The sequence below is a fragment of the Mesorhizobium sp. B2-3-14 genome, from assembly GCF_006442175.1.
In the GTDB taxonomy this organism is placed as follows: domain Bacteria; phylum Pseudomonadota; class Alphaproteobacteria; order Rhizobiales; family Rhizobiaceae; genus Mesorhizobium; species Mesorhizobium australicum.
Window position 1 is genome coordinate 236,840 of sequence record NZ_VFVP01000004.1, and the last position, 15,906, is coordinate 252,745.

At 63.4% G+C, this 15,906-nt stretch carries 16 protein-coding genes and 1 pseudogene; 4 read left to right on the plus strand and 13 right to left on the minus strand.

What is annotated here, in order from left to right; translation table 11 throughout:
• The 13 genes from FJ950_RS12915 to FJ950_RS12975 form a co-directional block, all read right to left on the minus strand.
• Window positions 1–1,212, minus strand: coding sequence for an MFS transporter (locus FJ950_RS12915; protein WP_140617054.1), 1,212 nt, complete (start codon window positions 1,210–1,212; stop codon window positions 1–3).
• Window positions 1,209–1,709, minus strand: a complete 501-nt coding sequence (nusB, locus tag FJ950_RS12920; RefSeq protein WP_015318243.1) for a transcription antitermination factor NusB — start codon at window positions 1,707–1,709, stop codon at window positions 1,209–1,211. The genes FJ950_RS12915 and nusB overlap by 4 nt, the downstream gene beginning before the upstream one ends.
• On the minus strand, window positions 1,706–2,200 hold the full coding sequence (gene ribH / locus FJ950_RS12925; RefSeq protein ID WP_140617055.1) for a 6,7-dimethyl-8-ribityllumazine synthase: 495 nt from the start codon (window positions 2,198–2,200) through the stop codon (window positions 1,706–1,708). Before ribH ends, nusB begins: the two co-directional genes overlap by 4 nt.
• Before the next feature lie 108 nt (window positions 2,201–2,308).
• Complete coding sequence (locus FJ950_RS12930) at window positions 2,309–2,926, minus strand: riboflavin synthase (RefSeq protein ID WP_140617056.1); 618 nt, start codon at window positions 2,924–2,926, stop codon at window positions 2,309–2,311.
• 6 nt (window positions 2,927–2,932) lie between these two features.
• Complete coding sequence (ribD, locus tag FJ950_RS12935; RefSeq protein ID WP_140617057.1) at window positions 2,933–4,069, minus strand: bifunctional diaminohydroxyphosphoribosylaminopyrimidine deaminase/5-amino-6-(5-phosphoribosylamino)uracil reductase RibD; 1,137 nt, start codon at window positions 4,067–4,069, stop codon at window positions 2,933–2,935.
• Window positions 4,070–4,071: 2 nt separating this feature from the next.
• Window positions 4,072–4,551, minus strand: a complete 480-nt coding sequence (gene nrdR / locus FJ950_RS12940; RefSeq protein ID WP_015318247.1) for a transcriptional regulator NrdR — start codon at window positions 4,549–4,551, stop codon at window positions 4,072–4,074.
• A 158-nt stretch (window positions 4,552–4,709) separates the two neighbouring features.
• Window positions 4,710–5,291, minus strand: coding sequence for a hypothetical protein (locus FJ950_RS12945; RefSeq protein ID WP_246677731.1), 582 nt, complete (start codon window positions 5,289–5,291; stop codon window positions 4,710–4,712).
• A gap of 94 nt (window positions 5,292–5,385) precedes the next feature.
• Window positions 5,386–6,699, minus strand: coding sequence for a serine hydroxymethyltransferase (gene glyA, locus FJ950_RS12950; protein ID WP_140617059.1), 1,314 nt, complete (start codon window positions 6,697–6,699; stop codon window positions 5,386–5,388).
• A 180-nt stretch (window positions 6,700–6,879) separates the two neighbouring features.
• On the minus strand, window positions 6,880–8,520 hold the full coding sequence (locus FJ950_RS12955; RefSeq protein WP_140617060.1) for a Na+/H+ antiporter: 1,641 nt from the start codon (window positions 8,518–8,520) through the stop codon (window positions 6,880–6,882).
• Window positions 8,521–8,655: 135 nt separating this feature from the next.
• Window positions 8,656–9,909, minus strand: a complete 1,254-nt coding sequence (locus FJ950_RS12960; RefSeq protein WP_015318251.1) for a murein L,D-transpeptidase — start codon at window positions 9,907–9,909, stop codon at window positions 8,656–8,658.
• Between the two features lie 350 nt (window positions 9,910–10,259).
• Entirely contained in the window at window positions 10,260–10,775 is a 516-nt protein-coding gene (locus FJ950_RS12965) for a winged helix DNA-binding protein (protein WP_013896002.1), read from the minus strand.
• Between the two features lie 341 nt (window positions 10,776–11,116).
• Complete coding sequence (locus FJ950_RS12970) at window positions 11,117–11,539, minus strand: DUF6163 family protein (protein ID WP_140617061.1); 423 nt, start codon at window positions 11,537–11,539, stop codon at window positions 11,117–11,119.
• Window positions 11,536–12,576: an enoyl-CoA hydratase/isomerase family protein gene (locus FJ950_RS12975; protein ID WP_140617062.1), complete on the minus strand. Its 1,041-nt coding sequence runs from the start codon at window positions 12,574–12,576 to the stop codon at window positions 11,536–11,538. The genes FJ950_RS12970 and FJ950_RS12975 overlap by 4 nt, the downstream gene beginning before the upstream one ends.
• A gap of 163 nt (window positions 12,577–12,739) precedes the next feature.
• On the opposite strand from FJ950_RS12975, the gene FJ950_RS12980 reads away from it, so the two are divergent.
• The 4 genes and pseudogenes from FJ950_RS12980 (at window position 12,740) to FJ950_RS12995 (ending at window position 15,853) form a co-directional block, all read left to right on the plus strand.
• Entirely contained in the window at window positions 12,740–13,561 is an 822-nt protein-coding gene (locus FJ950_RS12980; protein ID WP_140617063.1) for a DUF2066 domain-containing protein, read from the plus strand.
• 112 nt (window positions 13,562–13,673) lie between these two features.
• On the plus strand, window positions 13,674–14,705 hold the full coding sequence (gene hemB / locus FJ950_RS12985; RefSeq protein WP_140617064.1) for a porphobilinogen synthase: 1,032 nt from the start codon (window positions 13,674–13,676) through the stop codon (window positions 14,703–14,705).
• A gap of 248 nt (window positions 14,706–14,953) precedes the next feature.
• Window positions 14,954–15,064: pseudogene (locus tag FJ950_RS12990) on the plus strand (glyoxalase superfamily protein); the annotation flags it as partial.
• A gap of 144 nt (window positions 15,065–15,208) precedes the next feature.
• Complete coding sequence (locus FJ950_RS12995; RefSeq protein WP_140617065.1) at window positions 15,209–15,853, plus strand: dihydrofolate reductase family protein; 645 nt, start codon at window positions 15,209–15,211, stop codon at window positions 15,851–15,853.
• Window positions 15,854–15,906: the final 53 nt, after the last annotated feature.

Genomic DNA, 15,906 nt, shown 5'->3' on the forward strand with positions numbered 1-15,906 from the left:
TCAAGCCGGCCGCAAGCTTGTGATCTTCAGCGCGCCGAGTGCCACGAAGCAAAGTGCGGCGACCGGAAAGATCATCCAGTTGAGCATCGTCCAGCCCCAGGCGTTGTAGACCATGCCCGACATCAGCGACGCACAGGCGACGGAGCCGAACAGGACGAAGTCGTGGAAGCCCTGCACCTTGCCCTTTTCGGAAGGGTGGTAGCTGGCCGCCACCATGGCGGTGGCGCCGATGAAGCTGAAATTCCAGCCGAGGCCGAGCAGGATCAGCGCCGTCCAGAACTGCCACAGCGCCAGGCCCGACAAGGCAACGACGGCACAGCCGATCAGCAACAGCAGGCCGAGGGCGACAATGCGCTCGGCGCCGAAACGATGGATCAGCGAGCCGGTGAAGAAGCTTGGCCCGAACATCGCCATGACGTGCCAGGAGATGCCCAGCGTCGCATCGTCCTCCGACAGGCCGCAGCCCACCATGGCGAGCGGCGCGCCGGTCATGACGAAACTCATCAGCGCGTAGCTGCCGACGGCGCAGAAGAGCGCCGCGACGAAACGCGGCTTGGTGACGATTTCGGAAAGGGGTCGGGCATCGCCGTCGGCAACGTCCACCTTGCTCGCGGTCCTCGACGGCAAACGAAGGAACGACAGGATGACGGCGCCGACAGCCGCCAGCGGCAGGATCGAGGCGAAGGAACCGGCAAACATGACTGGTGCGAATAATTCGCGCGTGAAGATGACGATCTGCGGCCCGACGATGGCGGTGATGATGCCACCGGCGAGCACGAAGGAGATGGCGCGGGCCTTGAACGCCGGCGGCGCGTTGTCGGCCGCGGCAAAACGGAACTGCTGGACGAAGGCGCCGCCGACACCGATGACGAGCAACGCGAACGCGAACAGCCAAAAGCTGCCGTGGAATAGAGCCAGGGTGGCGACCAGCCCGCCGAGCGCGGTGACCACGGTTCCGGTCATGAAACCGCCACGCTGCCCCAGCCAGCGGATAATGGCGGCCGCGGGCAAGGCGCCTAGCGCCACACCGAGATTGAAGCCGGTGATCGGCGCGGTCGCCAGGGATTTGTCGGCGCCGAGCAGATATTGCCCGGCCAGCGCGCCCATGGAAATGGCGATGGGAGCCGCCGAGCCGATGATCGCCTGCGAGGCAGCGAGGATCAGCGCGGTGCGCCGCGCCTCCTTGCCCGCCTCGACGGCGATGGCGGTCACGAAGCGTCCTTGCCGCGTCCCTCGCCACGCACCCGGCGTGACACGCGGTCGAGCACGGCATTGACCAGCTTCGGCTCGTCTTCTTCGTAGAAGGCCTTGGCGATGTCGACATATTCGGTGACGATGACCGCGACAGGAACGTCCTCGCGCTTCATCAGTTCGTAGACGCCCGCGCGAAGGATGGCACGCAGCGTCGAATCGAGGCGCGACAGCGGCCAGTCGTCGGTCAGCGCCTGGCGGATGATCGGATCGATGGTCTTCTGGTTCTCGACGACGCCGGTCAGGATGGCGCGAAACCACTGCGCGTCCGCCTCGCGATAGAGCGCGCCGTCGACTTCCTTGCCGAGACGGAACGCCTCGTACTCGGCGGTGATCTCGAACACGCCGCTGCCGGCGACATCCATCTGATAGAGCGCCTGCACGGCGGCCAGACGGGCAGCGCCGCGCTTGTTGGCGTGGCGCACCGCAGGCTGTCCGGGCGAAGCGGGTTCGCTCACGATTGCGCTCCCAGTTGTTCCTTCAACGCGATCATGGTCAGCGCCGCGCGCGCGGCAAAGCCGCCCTTGTCGCCTTCGGAGCGCTTGGCCCGCGTCCACGCCTGCACATCGTTCTCGGTGGTCAGGATACCGTTGCCGATGCAGACCGAGTCCTGCACGGACAGGTCCATGAGCGCACGGCTGGATTCATTGGCGACGATGTCGAAATGATAGGTATCGCCACGAATAATCGTGCCGAGGGCGACAAAACCGTCATAGCCCGTCCCGCCTTCGGCCATGCCGTCGAGCGCGAAGGTGATCACCGCGGGAATTTCAAGCGAACCGGGAACGGTGACGACGTCGTAAGTCGCGCCCGCTTCGTCGAGCGCGCTTGTCGCGCCATCGAGCAGTGCGTCGGCGAGGTCGTCGTGAAAGCGCGCCTCGATGACGAGGAGGTGAGCCTTCTTCTTGGGACGAATGAACGCCTTGCCGTGTTGGGATGTGCCAGCCATAGATGTCTCCGGAGTCGCCGGTGACTTAGGCCGAAGCCGGTTTGATCGCAAGCGGAAGATTGCCCGACGCGTATCAGCTTGCCGTGGGTCGGACTGTCCCGCAGGCGATCAAAGCCCCTCTTTCGCCGCCTCCGCCAGCCGGGCGGCGTAGCGGGCCATGGTATCGATCTCGAGATTGACGCGGTCGCCTGCCTTGCGCTCGCCCCAGGTGGTGACGGTCAGCGAATGATGGATCAACAGCACGTCGAAGCGGGTGCCCGCCACGCTGTTGACAGTGAGCGAGGTGCCATCCAGCGCCACGGAGCCTTTCGGCGCGATGAATTTCGCCAGATCGCGCGGCGCTTCGAGTGTGAAGCGCACCGCATCGCCCTCGTCCCTGCGTTCAACGATCTCGGCGGTACCGTCGACATGGCCCGAAACGATGTGGCCGCCAAGCTCGTCGCCGATCTTCAGCGCCCGCTCCAGATTGATTCTGGTGCCCGATTTCCAACCCGCCGCCGTCGTCAGCCTGAGCGCCTCCTCCCAGGCCTCGACCTCGAACCAGCGCGCGTTCGAGCCGCTGTCGGGCAAAGCGGTGACCGTCAGGCAGACGCCACCGCAGGAAATCGAGGCGCCGATGGCGATGGTCTCGGGATCATAGGCGGTGTCGATGCGCAGTCCCACCCCTTCCCGCAGCGGCTTGGTGGCGGCCACGGTGCCGATATCGGTGACAATCCCGGTAAACATCGATCGCTATCCCTGAAAATCCCTGATCCATTCGGCGTAACCGTCTTCGCCGAACCGCATCTCGCGCAGCTTGCGAAAACCCGCCGGAATATGGTCAGCGTCGACAGGCGATGCAATGCCGTCTTGGCCGATCGCTTCCGGTCCCTGGAACAGCACGATGCGGTCGACCAGCCCGTCGGCCAGGAAGGCGCTCGCCACCTTGGCGCCGCCCTCGACCAGCACGCTTGCCATGCCAAGCGCCGCCAAATCCTCGAGCAGCTCCGGCAATGCGACGCCGCCCTCGTGCGTCTCCGTACCGATGAAGCGCACGCCGGCGCGCTCGAGCACGGCCCGGCGCTGCGGATCTGCCTCCAGGCAAGCCGCCACATAAAGAGGTACGCGATCGACGCCCGACACCAGCTTCGAGCCCTCCGGCAGCCTGATCTGGCGGTCGAGCACGATGCGTGCCGGCGACCGGTTCTCCAGTCCGGGCAAACGCACCGTCAGTGCCGGATCATCTTCCAGCGCCGTGCCGATGCCGACCAGGATGGCGTCCGCCTCGGCGCGCATCAGGTAGACTTCGCGGCGCGCCATGTCCCCTGTTATCGCGACCTGGCCGGCGCCTTCCCTGCCGATCTTGCCGTCGCTGGAAAGCGCAAGCTTCAGAATTACTTCCGGGCGCTTTCTCAGAGAGCGAATCAAATAGCCCGCCATCTGTTCGGCAGCTTCCGTGGCGAGGACCTTTTCGACCACTTCGACACCGGCCTCGCGCAGGATGGCGTAACCCTTGCCGGAGACCCGCGGATCGGGATCACTGGCGGCACCCACGACACGCGCAATGCCGGCATTGACCAGCGCGTTGGCACAAGGCGGTGTGCGGCCGTGATGGGCGCAAGGCTCGAGCGTGACATAGGCGGTTGCGCCACGCGCGAGTTCGCCGGCCTCGGCAAGCGCCTCGGTCTCGGCGTGCGGCCGGCCGCCGACGGCGGTGACGCCGGTTCCGACGATCATCGGCCCGGTCCCATCATCGCGCACGATCAGCGTGCCGACGGAAGGGTTGGTCGAGGTGCGTCCGGCGTTCTTGCGCGACAGCCGCAAGGCCGCGGCCATCAAACGGCGGTCAAGGGCCGCTTGTTCGGCCTCGCTGCGTTGCGGTGCTGCCATGCTCAGCCGGCGTCCTCTTCGCTCTTTTCTTCGTCCCCCTTCAGCTCGCCGAGCAGCTCGTGGAAATCCTTGGCCTCACGGAAATTGCGATAGACCGAGGCGAAGCGCACATAGGCGACATCGTCGAGCGATTTCAACGCATCCATGACCAGCCGGCCGACCTCCCCCGAGGCCACTTCCGTTTCGCCGGAGCTTTCCAGTTGGCGCACGATCCCGGTCACCGCGCGATCGATGCGCTCGGGATCGACATTGCGCTTGCGCACCGCGATCTCGACCGAGCGCAACAGCTTGTCGCGGTCGAACGGCACTTTTCGTCCCGACTTCTTGACCACGACGAGGTCGCGCAACTGCACGCGCTCGAACGTCGTGAAACGGCCGCCGCAATCGGGGCAGACACGCCGCCGGCGGATCGCCGCGCCATCCTCGGCGGGGCGCGAATCCTTCACCTGCGTATCTTCGGACTGGCAATAGGGACAGCGCATGGAGAGCCTTGGGTTCGCGAATCTGGCGGGGTGAAAGGCTTAGAACCTTTCCGGTGCGGATTGAAGCAGTTCCGCTTTTCCACGGCCTGCCGTACCTCAGAGATAGCGAGGCGCGAGGAAGATTGCCAGCACGGCAAGCAGTTGCGCCGGCCAGCCCGCTATGGCGCCACGTCCTTAGTTGGAAAGCCACAAGACGCGCCGAGATTGCGATAGGCCTTTGTAAAACCGTCCATCGGAATGCTGGCGACAGCCTGCTTGCCGAAAGCCACATCGAGCGAGGTAACCTGGCGCATGGCCCGCAGCAGCGCAAGACTGGCCTTGGCCTGGTTGTCGATCGTCCAGCTCGGACGGCCGTTGACGGCGTCATTGGAATAGACAGTCGTCGAAACCTTGACGCCGGGATCGCCGAAAGTCGCCGCGATCTTCTTGCCGGTTAGCAGGCTCTTGTTGTCGATGGTAATCAAGATTGCCGGATAAGCATCGGGCGGCAGCGCGTCGCCGGTCGAGATCGACAATGTCAGCGTGCCCGAATTGCCACTCGCATCGAAGAAGGCTGTGGAAGCCGCGCAGGTCTTGTGCGCGTCCTGGCCGGTGTCGAGCGTATCGACCATTGTCGTCCACCGGCCGAAAGTGCTGGTGGCAGGCATGTCCGCGGCGGGCTGCGTCTGCGCCAAAACGGGGCCGCAGGCGGCCAGCCAACCGAAGGCGCCGAGAGAAGCAAGACAGAAATTGCGCATCATCAATTCTCCGGTTCGATGCGTCACCCGATCAGGGGTGACGCGATGCCGGTGGATAAAAGATGACGCTTCGCGCCCGGTCAACCGAGATAAGCGATCAACCGAGATAGGGATAGAGGGGGAATCGATCGGTCAATGCGACGACCTTGGACTTGACCGCCGCCTCGACCGCGGCATTGCCTTCGTCGGAATTGGCGACCTTGAGCCCATCCAGCACCTCGGCGATCAGCTTGCCAATCTCGCGGAACTCGGCCTGGCCGAAGCCGCGCGTGGTGCCGGCGGGCGTGCCGAGCCGCACGCCAGAGGTAACGAAGGGCTTCTCCGGATCGAAGGGGATGCCGTTCTTGTTGCAGGTGATGTTGGCGCGGCCAAGGGCCGCCTCGGCGCGCTTGCCGGTGGCGTTCTTGGGCCTGAGATCAACCAGCATCAGGTGGTTGTCGGTGCCGCCGGAGACGATGTCGAGGCCCGTTTCCTTGAGGCTGGAGGCAAGCGCCTTGGCGTTGGCGGCCACGCTTTCGGCATAGACCTTGAAGCTCGGCTTCAACGCTTCGCCGAAGGCTACCGCCTTGGCGGCGATGACATGCATCAGCGGTCCGCCCTGCAGGCCGGGGAACACCGCCGAGTTCATCTTCTTGGCGATATCCTCGTCATTGCACAGGATCATGCCGCCGCGCGGGCCGCGCAGCGATTTGTGCGTGGTGGTCGTCACCACATGGGCGTGCGGCAGGGGCGAGGGATGCACACCGCCGGCAACGAGGCCGGCAATGTGCGCCATGTCGACCATCAGATAGGCGCCGACGGCGTCGGCGATCTCGCGAAAACGCTTCCAGTCCCAGATGCGCGAATAGGCTGTGCCGCCGGCCAGGATTAGCTTCGGCTTGGTATCGTGCGCGGTCTTTTCGATGGCGTCCATGTCAAGCAGATGGTCGTCCTTGCGCACGCCATAGGAGACGACCTTGAACCACTTGCCGCTCATGTTGACCGGCGAGCCATGGGTGAGATGTCCGCCGGAATTGAGGTCGAGGCCCATGAAAGTGTCGCCGGGCTGCAGCAGCGCCAGGAACACCGCCTGGTTCATCTGGCTGCCGGAATTCGGCTGGACGTTGGCGAAGTTACAACCGAACAGTTTTTTCGCACGCTCGATGGCCAGTTCCTCGGCCACGTCGACGAACTGGCAGCCGCCATAGTAGCGCTTGCCCGGATAGCCCTCGGCATATTTGTTGGTCATGATCGACCCCTGCGCCTCGAGCACGGCGCGCGAGACGATGTTTTCGGAGGCGATCAGTTCGATCTCGTGGCGCTGGCGACCGAGCTCGTTGCGGATGGCGCCGAAGATCTCCGGATCGGCATCTTCCAAAGTGGTTTCGAAGAAGGATTCGAATTTGTTGGACGCCGCCGCTGCTGTTGCCATGGCCTGAGTTCCCCTAGGGTTGGAAGGGCAAATTCGTGCACGCCGTCGTCCCGAACCACTCAACGGCCTTGGGCGACATGCATTGCGTTCGCCGGGCCATTAACACAGTTGTTTTGGGCTCGCCACGTTTGCAGCGCGAAATTTGCTGGCCGGTTTGCGCCAACGGATCGCGGCGGATCGCTATTTCCTGTCCCGCCGCTGCTTCAACAAGGCCTCGGTCAAGGTGATTTCAGAAAACAGCGCGCGCATCGTGTGATCGTTGATCTCCTGGCTGCGGAACATGGCGCGCAGCGCGGAGCGCTCGGCTTCGATGCCGGCCACCCTGAGTTCCAGTTCCAGCCTGCCGGCCTCGCGAGCCTCGGCGCGGGCCTCGTCGGCTTCGTCCGAAGCCGCGATGCGTCTACGGTAACCTGCCACGATGCTGTCGGCGACGGCCAGCCGAGCCTGGACCGCTTCGCCCTCGCCCGCCTCATTGGCGATGCTCTCGATCCTGGCGATCGCCGCATTGGCGGCGCCGACGCGCGCACGGCGCTCTTCAGCCGCCGCCGGATCCTGGCCCGGCTCGACCAGCCCCCGCGCGACCCTGGGCAAGGCAAGGCTGGCGATCAGAAGCGAGCAGATGATGACGCCGGCGGCAAGGAAGATCACCACATCGCGTGCCGGAAAGGGAGAGCCGTCCTGCAAAGCGAGCGGCAATGACAGGATGCCCGCCAATGTGATGGCGCCGCGCACGCCGGCCACGGAGCCGGCAAGCCGGACGCGAAATCCGAACGGCTCGGCCTCGCGTTTGCCGATGCGCGCCGCGATCGCCTGGGCGATGTCGCCGACCCAGATCCACAGGAAGCGCAGTCCGATCAGGCAGAGCGTCAGGATCAGCACCGTCGCCACCGGCTCGATCAGCCAATGACGGCTGGACAGTTCCGGTGGGACCTTGCGGATGATGTCGGGAAGCTGCAGGCCGAGCAGGATGAACAGAGCGCCATTGAAGACGAAGGTGAGCGTCGCCCAAAGCGACAGGGTCTGCATGCGCGCCGACACACCGAGGAAGCGGTACATGCCGGAAGCCCCGGTCAACAGGCCGGCAGTGACCGCCGCCAGGATGCCCGAAGCACCGACATGCTCGGCGCCGAGATAGGCGACGAAAGGCAGCAGGATCATGACGAGAACCTGCGCCTCCGCTGGCACGCCGCCGATGCGGTTGAGCAGCTGCAGCGCCTTGGCGGCGATAAACAGCGCCGCGACACCGGCCAGGATGCCGGCGGCGACGGCGTAGAGGAAGCTGAGCGAGGCTCCCGCGAAGGAGAAGCTGCCGGTCAATGCCGCCGCCACCGCAAAGCGGAACATGACCAGGCCCGACGCGTCGTTGAGCAGCGACTCGCCCTCCAATATGTGCATCAGCCGGGACGGAACCACATTCCTGTCGACGATCGCGGACACCGCCACGGCGTCGGTCGGCGACAGCACGGCAGCCAGCGCGAATGCGACGACGAGCGGAATGCTCGGCACCAGCCAATGCAAGGCATAGCCGAAGCCGACAATGGTGAAGAAGACGAGCCCGACGGCGAGATCGAGTATGGGTCCGCGCAAGGCGACGAGTTCGCGTTTGGGCGCCGCGAAGGCGTCGCCGAACAGGAGCGGCGGAATGAACACCAGCAGAAAAAGCTCCGGATCTATCTCGACATGCAGGCCCTTGGCCGGCCAGGCAAGGGCCGCGCCGATGGCGATCTGCAGCACCGGCAGCGGCACCCGAACCAGCCGGACGAGCGCGCCCGACAGCGCAACGAAGACGAGCACGACGAGAATGAAGATGGCGACGTCCATGGCACGATCCCGGCTGTTTGCCGACCACCGCCAATCGCCTGAGCTTCGTCCAGCCGGTCGAATGAGTGGATCTGACGGCGTCCGCAACAAAAAAGCCGCCCCTGAGAGCGGCTTTTTGGAAAAAATATCAGCTCGTTACAGCGAAGACGTGATCTGCAGTTCGCTGTTGCCGTCGAGCGCATAGACGTCGTCGCGGAACTGGACGACGCCGGGTCCTGTCGACCAGGCAGAGAGATAGAGGAAATGCACCGGCACCGGGTTGGTGACCTGGATCGGCGTGTTCTGGCCGGTCTTGATGGCCGCCTCGAAATGCTGGCGATCCCAGCCGGGCGTGTCGCGAAGGATCCAGGTGACGAGATCGCGCACGTTCTGGACACGCACGCAGCCCGAGGAATCGAAGCGCATCATCTTGCCGAACAGGCTCTGCTGCGGCGTGTCGTGCATGTAGACGCCGTCCGGGCTCGGGAAATTGATCTTGACCGACGCCATGGCGTTTTCGGAACCGGGATCCTGGCGGAAACGGTATTTGGCGGCATCGTCCGTCGACCAGTCCACATTCATCGGATCGACTTCGCTGCCATCGGGCGCGAACAGGCGGATATGGCTGTTCTTGAGATAATCGGGATCCTTCCGCATCAGCGGAATGATGTCCTTGCGCACAATCGAGACCGGGGCGTTCCAGTACGGATTGACGATGATCTCGTTGATCTTGGAATTGACGATCGGCGTCTGGCGATCGATCTTGCCGACGATCGCGGTGTGGCGAAGCACGACGCGGTCGTTCTCGACCGCTTCGATCTGCGCCGCCGGAATGTCGACCAGCACATAACGGCTGCCCAGCGTGCCGGCCTTTTCCTTCAGCCGCTGCAGATTGGTCTGCAACTGGCCGAGCCGGATCTGCGCCGAAACGTTCATTGCGGCGTAGGTGTATTTGCCCATCGAGCCGTCAGCCGGCAGGCCGTGGCGCAACTGGAAGCGCTTGACCGCCGAATCGACGTAAGAATCGAAAGCCGTCGAAATGCCGGCGCTCTGCGACAGGTCGCCCGCAACCATCAGGCGCTTGCGCAGCGGCACCACGTCCGGATCGTCGACGCCGAGTTGCAGCTTCTTGGTCGCGGGAACGTCCGTCCAACCGCCCTGCCCGACAATGTTCTGATACTGCGCGACCGCCTGCTCGGTGAAGGCGACGGTCTGGGGACTGAAGATGGGCAGCGTCGAGGCCACCTTGCCACCTTCGCTGGCGCGGGCATCGAACTGATCGTCCCAGTTGCCGCGGGCCGAGGATTTCAGGATATCCCCGATCACATCCTGCGCATTCGCACGCCCAGCCATCACGGCGGCGGCGAGCGCGGAGGCTCCGGAAAGGAAAAAGCGGCGGCTGGTTCTCATGGACGTTCCAGACATTCTTGTGGCGGTTCGATCACTTGCTGCGTCAACCATCGCGCGATCTCGCCCGCACTCTAAAATCGGCAATCTTAACAATTAGCCAACCATGGTCCGTATCACATTGGCGACCAAGGCAAGGGGCGCGACACGGTTGCGGGTGGACGCATGGTCTTCACCACAGCATCACTGCCGCTCTCGGTTCCATTGGAATATGGCGGCAACGTGGCCTTGGCCCGTAATTTGCTTTGGCCGGACGCAAGAAAGAAAAGACCGGTGCTTTTCGGCACCGGCCCTGACTGAAGGTCGCTGTTTCGGCCACGCTTCTGCGGCGCGGCTCCGTTTCCTGGATGCTCTTACATCCGGTAGGCAATCGTGTCGTTCCAGAAGCGGTCGAGCCGCTGCAAAGCGCGGTTCATCTGCTTGAACTCGTCGGTGTTGATGCCGCCGACCTGTTCGATCGAGCCGACATGGCGCTCATAGAGACCGGCAACCACGTCTGCCACTTCATTGCCTTTCGGCGTCAGCGAGACGCGGACCGAACGGCGGTCGATGCGCGAGCGCTGGTGGTTGATGAAGCCGAGATCGACCAGCTTCTTCAGATTGTAGGAGACGTTCGAGCCGAGATAATAGCCACGCGAGCGCAGTTCGCCGGCGGTCAGCTCGGAATTGCCGATGTTGAAGAGCAGCAGCGCCTGGATGGCGTTGATGTCGGAGCGGCCGTTGCGGTCGAATTCGTCCTTGATGACATCAAGCAGACGGCGGTGCAGGCGCTCGACCAGCTGCAGCGATTCCATGTACAGGGACCGGATAGCCTCGCGGCGATCGTCGGAAACGTTGGCGGTCTTCGCCGCCGGACGCGAATTGATCATTGTCTTTGCCTCTCGTTTGTCGCCTTGGTGATTTTTTGTTTTTCACCTTGATCGCGACACTATCGAATACTCATAAAATTCGACTTAAACGCTAGGGCTAACAAGAGCTTACCGGTAAGAGGTTTCGCAAGACGCTTAACGAACGGTCACCCGAGCAAGGATGATTAACCTAAAGATTTAGGCAATGATCGCCGCGCCGGATTCAGGCGGTCGCCAGGTCGTCAACGCGTACAAGGGCTTGCAGCATGTCGCGGCGAATAGGATTCGCCCGACCTGCCGCAGGCTTCTGATTTTATGCATGTCGTTGTCCCGCAACCGAGGACACTTCGGGGCGACATGCATTAGTGCCGTGCCGGTCGTTTCTGCAGGTAGATGACGACGCGAAAGACGATATAGAGCAGCGCCACGCAGGCATGCGAGACGATAATCAGCAGACGATGGCCGAAAAGCTCGGGAAAGGCGGCATACATGACCGTCTCCGTGACCGCGCAGATGAACCAGATCACCGGACCCCAGGACGCCAGCATCCACAACCCCGCCGCAGCGAAGGGAAAGAACACGGCGAGCATCACCGCCGCCACCTGCCAATGCACCGGCATAAGGTCGAACCGCCACAGCGGGCCCGGATAGAAGCCGATCAGCTTGATCCAGTAGAGGATGCCGAACAGCAGGCAGTAGCCCGCGATGACGCGCTGGAACCAGGCGAAGATCACCTCGACCGTCGAGGGCTGCAGGATGACGCGTCTCGATGTCACTTCGCTCACAACTCGAGCTCCCGATCGCCGAGCGGGGCAAAATAGGCCTCGACATCCGCCTCGCTAACCGCATCGATCGCTGCCGGCCGCCATTGCGGCTTCGAGCCCTTGTCGATGATGGCGGCGCGGATGCCTTCGTAGAAATCGTGGCCGGCCAGCATCCGGTTCAGGATGCGGAACTCCATCCTCATGCAGTCGTCCATCGACAATGTCTGCCCGGCGCTGATCTGTCGCCAGGCGACGCGAAGGCTGGTCGGCGAGCGCGTGCGGATCGTTGCCAGCGTCCCGGTGGCGAATTCGTCATTGCCCGCGCGGTCCAGGCTGTCGATCAGATCCGGCAGCGACGGTTGGGCGAAATGGCGGGAGATCGCCTCCAGGATCGGCCTGTCGGTCTCCCGCTTGGCCGGAACAAAGAAACCGCGCAGCACCGATTCCGGATCGCCCGTCAGCGCCAGCCGATCGAGGAAGCTTGCCTGGTCTTCAGCCTTGATGGTGTGGGTGGCCAGCCCCGACCACAGCGCATCGCCATAACGAATGCGGTTCCCGGTCAGCGCCAGGTACATGCCGAAGGAACCGCCAAGGTCGGGCAGCAGATGACTGGCGCCGACGTCCGGGAAAAAACCGATGCCGACCTCCGGCATGGCGAACTGGGCATTCTCGGTCATCACCCGGTGCGAACCGTGGAAGGAAATGCCGACCCCGCCGCCCATCACGATACCGTCGATGAGCGCCACATAGGGCTTCTTGAAACGCGCGATGTAGGCGTTGAGGCGATACTCGTCGGCGAAAAATTCGACCGGTGGGTTTCCAGCCCGGCCGGCTTCGTAGATGTGCAGGATGTCGCCCCCGGCCGAAAACGCCCTGCCCTCGGCTTTGACCACGACGACATCCACACCCTCGTCGCGCTCCCAAGACCGCAGGGCCTTGCCCAGTGCCTTGATCATGCGATGGGTGACGGCGTTGAGCGCCTGCGGCCGCGTCAGCGTGACGACCCCGGCCCTGCCCAACCTTTCGAAGCGAATTTCGTCGCCTCCACCAAAATCCATCGCCAGAGAATCCTTGTTCCCGCGCCTGCGGGACTGAAGTGCTAAAGGCGGCACATGGGTGCGTCAATGGCTGCAGCCCGGCCGCCTCGATCTTGGCGGCTAGCGGTCGCCGATGCTAGACATTGGTGGCCGCTACGACAGGCCGAGAGCAGGATAGTTAGCCATGCCGCATTTTTTGCGCTTTGCCTTTGTTCTGAGTTGCCTGTCGTTTTTGTGGGCAACCAATGTCCCCGCGGGGGCAGCCGACCTTGGCGACCTTTACCACTCGCAGACCATTGTCACCGGCCAGGGTGAAGAAAATCGTCAGCTCGGCTTCAGGACCTGCCTCGACAAGGTGCTCGTCCGTGTTTCGGGCGATCAGCGGCTGCTTGCCAGACGCGAAATGGACGCGCTGCGCGACAAGGCCGGCAGCTTTGTCGACTCGTTCCGCTACCATGACCGGATGGAGGGCATTCCGATCCATGACGAGCAAGGGACGCATGACCGGCCGCATGATCTCACCTGCTTCTACAAGCCTGATGTGATCGACAGGCTGCTGGCGTCGCTCGGCAGCAGGCCCTGGCTTGGCGAGCGGCCGACACTCACCGTCTTCCTCACGACCGAACAAGGCGCGCGGCATTTCATGCTGAGCGCCGAGGAAGGGCGTGGCGAGACGATGCGCGAATCCTTCGTCAATGCCAGCGGGCCGATGCTGATGCATGTCGCGTTTCCCAAGGCCGCGCAACTTGCCGGCTTGGGCGAAGAAGCGCTGCGCGCGACGGACATGGCAAGGCTGGATCGAGTGGCCAAGCAAGCCGGAGGCGACCGAGCGCTCGCCGGCACCATCGTGTGGAGCGACAAGGAACTGGGCTGGGTCGCCGATTGGCGACTGGCCGATCACGGCAAGACCTATCGTTGGCAGGTGCGCGGTGTCAGCTTCGACGACGCGTTCCGTGTGGCAATCGGAGGCGCGGCACAGATCCTTTCGGGCAACGGGCAGCCCTGAACCAATAGGCGTGGCGGGACAGCGCTGTGGCAGCTTTCGGCGCTGGCACAAACGTGTCGCATTGGTCAGCACAAGGGCTCGTGGTAAAAGCCGCGGATCCGGAGTTTTGGCCATGAACAAATTCACCCCAGCAAAAGCTGCCGGCACGCGCAGCGTCGATGACGTCACCGGCAGCCGCCGCCTGCGCCGCATGCGCAAGGCCGACTGGTCGCGCCGGCTCGTGCAGGAGAACAGGCTTTCGGTCGACGACCTGATCTGGCCGATCTTCGTCGTCGAGGGCAGGAATGTCCGAGAGCCGATTGCCGCCATGCCCGGCGTCTTCCGGCTTTCGGTCGACCTTGCCGTCAAGGAGGCCGAACGGGCGGCCAAGCTCGGCATCCCGGCCCTTGCCACCTTCCCCAACGTCGATCTCGGCCTGCGCGACCAGACGGGTTCCCACATCCTCGACCCTGAAAACATCATCAACCGCGCCACACGCGCCATCAAAGACGCGGTACCCGAGATCGGCATCATCACAGACGCCGCACTCGACCCGTTCACGAGCCATGGCCATGACGGCATCCTGCGCGATGGCATCATCGTCAATGACGAGACCGTCGAACAAGTCGCGGCGGCGGCCGTCATCCAGGCGGCGGCCGGCGCCGACATCATCGCGCCGTCCGACATGATGGACGGCCGTATCGGCGCCATCCGCGACGCGCTCGACGCCAACGGTTTCCAGGACGTGGCGATCATGTCCTACGCCACAAAGTTCGCGTCGGCCTTTTACGGCCCCTATCGCGAGGCGGTCGGCACCGCCGGTCTGCTCAAGGGCGACAAGAAGACCTATTATATCGACCACGCCAATTCGGACGAGGCGGTGCGCGAGGCCGAACAGGACCTCGCCGAGGGCGCAGACATGCTGATGGTCAAGCCCGGCCTGCCCTATCTCGACATCATCCGCCGGCTGAAGGACGAATTCCAGATGCCGACCTTCGCCTACCAGGTCTCGGGCGAATATTCGATGATCAAGGCGGCTGATTCCAATGGCTGGATCGATGGAGAGAAGGCGATGCTGGAATCGTTGCTCGCCTTCAAGCGCGCCGGCTGCGACGGCATCCTGACCTATTTCGCACCCGAAGTGGCTGTGATGCTGAAGGGGTAGCCCGACTTCCCGGGCAAGGCACTTCAGTAGATGTCACCACTCTTTCGACTGGTCGGCGGTTCTATCGAAAACCCGCTGACAAAAACTGGCGGCTGCAGCTATGATGGGAGCGGCCGGCAGCCCGCACCTCGGCCAAGAGGTATGGCGAACGCCTCCTGAGGATGCTTCCTGACCCGTTTCTCCGTCGGGCGAAGGTGTCGGCATTGCGGGCACTGACAAAGGCTTCGCCGTGACCCGAAGAAACGGACATGCTTGCCTATCGCGATGCCAAGACGATGGCGAAAGCCATGCGGGAGGCGCTTGCCGCCCGCAGACTGACGATCAGCCACAGCGAGGCCCTTGAGATCGTCGCGCGCCAACCGACCGGCCAATGAGGCGGCGGCCGTAGCTTGGCGGCAATCGGAAATACCTTTTCCGGCTCGAAAAACCACTTGCAATTCAAAATCAGTTTGCTAGAAGAAACCACTTGCAAAAGACAACTGGTTCTCAAGGAGGAGGTTCTCATGTCCAAACTTCGCGTCAACGCTTTCAGCCTGTCGCTTGACGGCTATGGCGCCGGCCCCGATCAGAGCCTTGAAAATCCGCTCGGTGTCGGCGGACCGGCCCTGCACAAATGGGCTTTCAGCACTCGCACCTTCCGCAAGATGTTTGGCCAGGAAGGCGGCGAGACAGGCGTTGACGAAGACTTTGCGGCGCGCAGCTTCGAGAATGTCGGCGCCTGGATCCTCGGCCGCAACATGTTCGGGCCGATCCGGGGCGAGTGGCCTGACGACAGCTGGAAGGGCTGGTGGGGCGACAATCCGCCCTATCACGTCCCGACCTTCGTGCTGACGCATTACAAGCGCGATCCCATCGTGATGGAAGGCGGCACGACTTTTTATTTCGTAACCGACGGCATCCATTCGGCTCTCGAACAGGCCAAAGCCGCCGCGTCAGGCAAGGATGTGCGGGTCGGCGGCGGCATCTCCACCATCCGGCAGTATCTGCAGGAAAAGCTGATCGACGACATGCACGTGGCGATCTCGCCGGTGCTGCTTGGCAGAGGCGAGAACCTTTTTGCGGGCCTCAACATGCTGAATCTTGGCTACCAGTGCAGCGAACAGGTTGCGACGGCACTGGCCACGCACGTCGTCATCAAACGGGCGTAAGGTGGAGAAACCCTCGACGAAAGCCCATTTCTCCCCGTCACTATACGGGGAGA

Excerpts from the sequence above, each read along its gene's own strand:
- FJ950_RS12980 (WP_140617063.1), top strand. The coding sequence starts at position 12,740 with ATGCCGCATTTTTTGCGCTTTGCCTTTGTTCTGAGTTGCCTGTCGTTT.
- FJ950_RS12965 (WP_013896002.1), bottom strand. The coding sequence starts at position 10,775 with ATGATCAATTCGCGTCCGGCGGCGAAGACCGCCAACGTTTCCGACGAT.
- FJ950_RS12955 (WP_140617060.1), bottom strand. The coding sequence starts at position 8,520 with ATGGACGTCGCCATCTTCATTCTCGTCGTGCTCGTCTTCGTTGCGCTG.
- FJ950_RS12975 (WP_140617062.1), bottom strand. The coding sequence starts at position 12,576 with ATGGATTTTGGTGGAGGCGACGAAATTCGCTTCGAAAGGTTGGGCAGG.
- FJ950_RS12995 (WP_140617065.1), top strand. The coding sequence starts at position 15,209 with ATGTCCAAACTTCGCGTCAACGCTTTCAGCCTGTCGCTTGACGGCTAT.
- glyA (WP_140617059.1), bottom strand. The coding sequence starts at position 6,699 with ATGGCAACAGCAGCGGCGGCGTCCAACAAATTCGAATCCTTCTTCGAA.
- ribD (WP_140617057.1), bottom strand. The coding sequence starts at position 4,069 with ATGGCAGCACCGCAACGCAGCGAGGCCGAACAAGCGGCCCTTGACCGC.
- ribH (WP_140617055.1), bottom strand. The coding sequence starts at position 2,200 with ATGGCTGGCACATCCCAACACGGCAAGGCGTTCATTCGTCCCAAGAAG.
- FJ950_RS12945 (WP_246677731.1), bottom strand. The coding sequence starts at position 5,291 with ATGATGCGCAATTTCTGTCTTGCTTCTCTCGGCGCCTTCGGTTGGCTG.
- nrdR (WP_015318247.1), bottom strand. The coding sequence starts at position 4,551 with ATGCGCTGTCCCTATTGCCAGTCCGAAGATACGCAGGTGAAGGATTCG.
- FJ950_RS12960 (WP_015318251.1), bottom strand. The coding sequence starts at position 9,909 with ATGAGAACCAGCCGCCGCTTTTTCCTTTCCGGAGCCTCCGCGCTCGCC.
- FJ950_RS12930 (WP_140617056.1), bottom strand. The coding sequence starts at position 2,926 with ATGTTTACCGGGATTGTCACCGATATCGGCACCGTGGCCGCCACCAAG.
- hemB (WP_140617064.1), top strand. The coding sequence starts at position 13,674 with ATGAACAAATTCACCCCAGCAAAAGCTGCCGGCACGCGCAGCGTCGAT.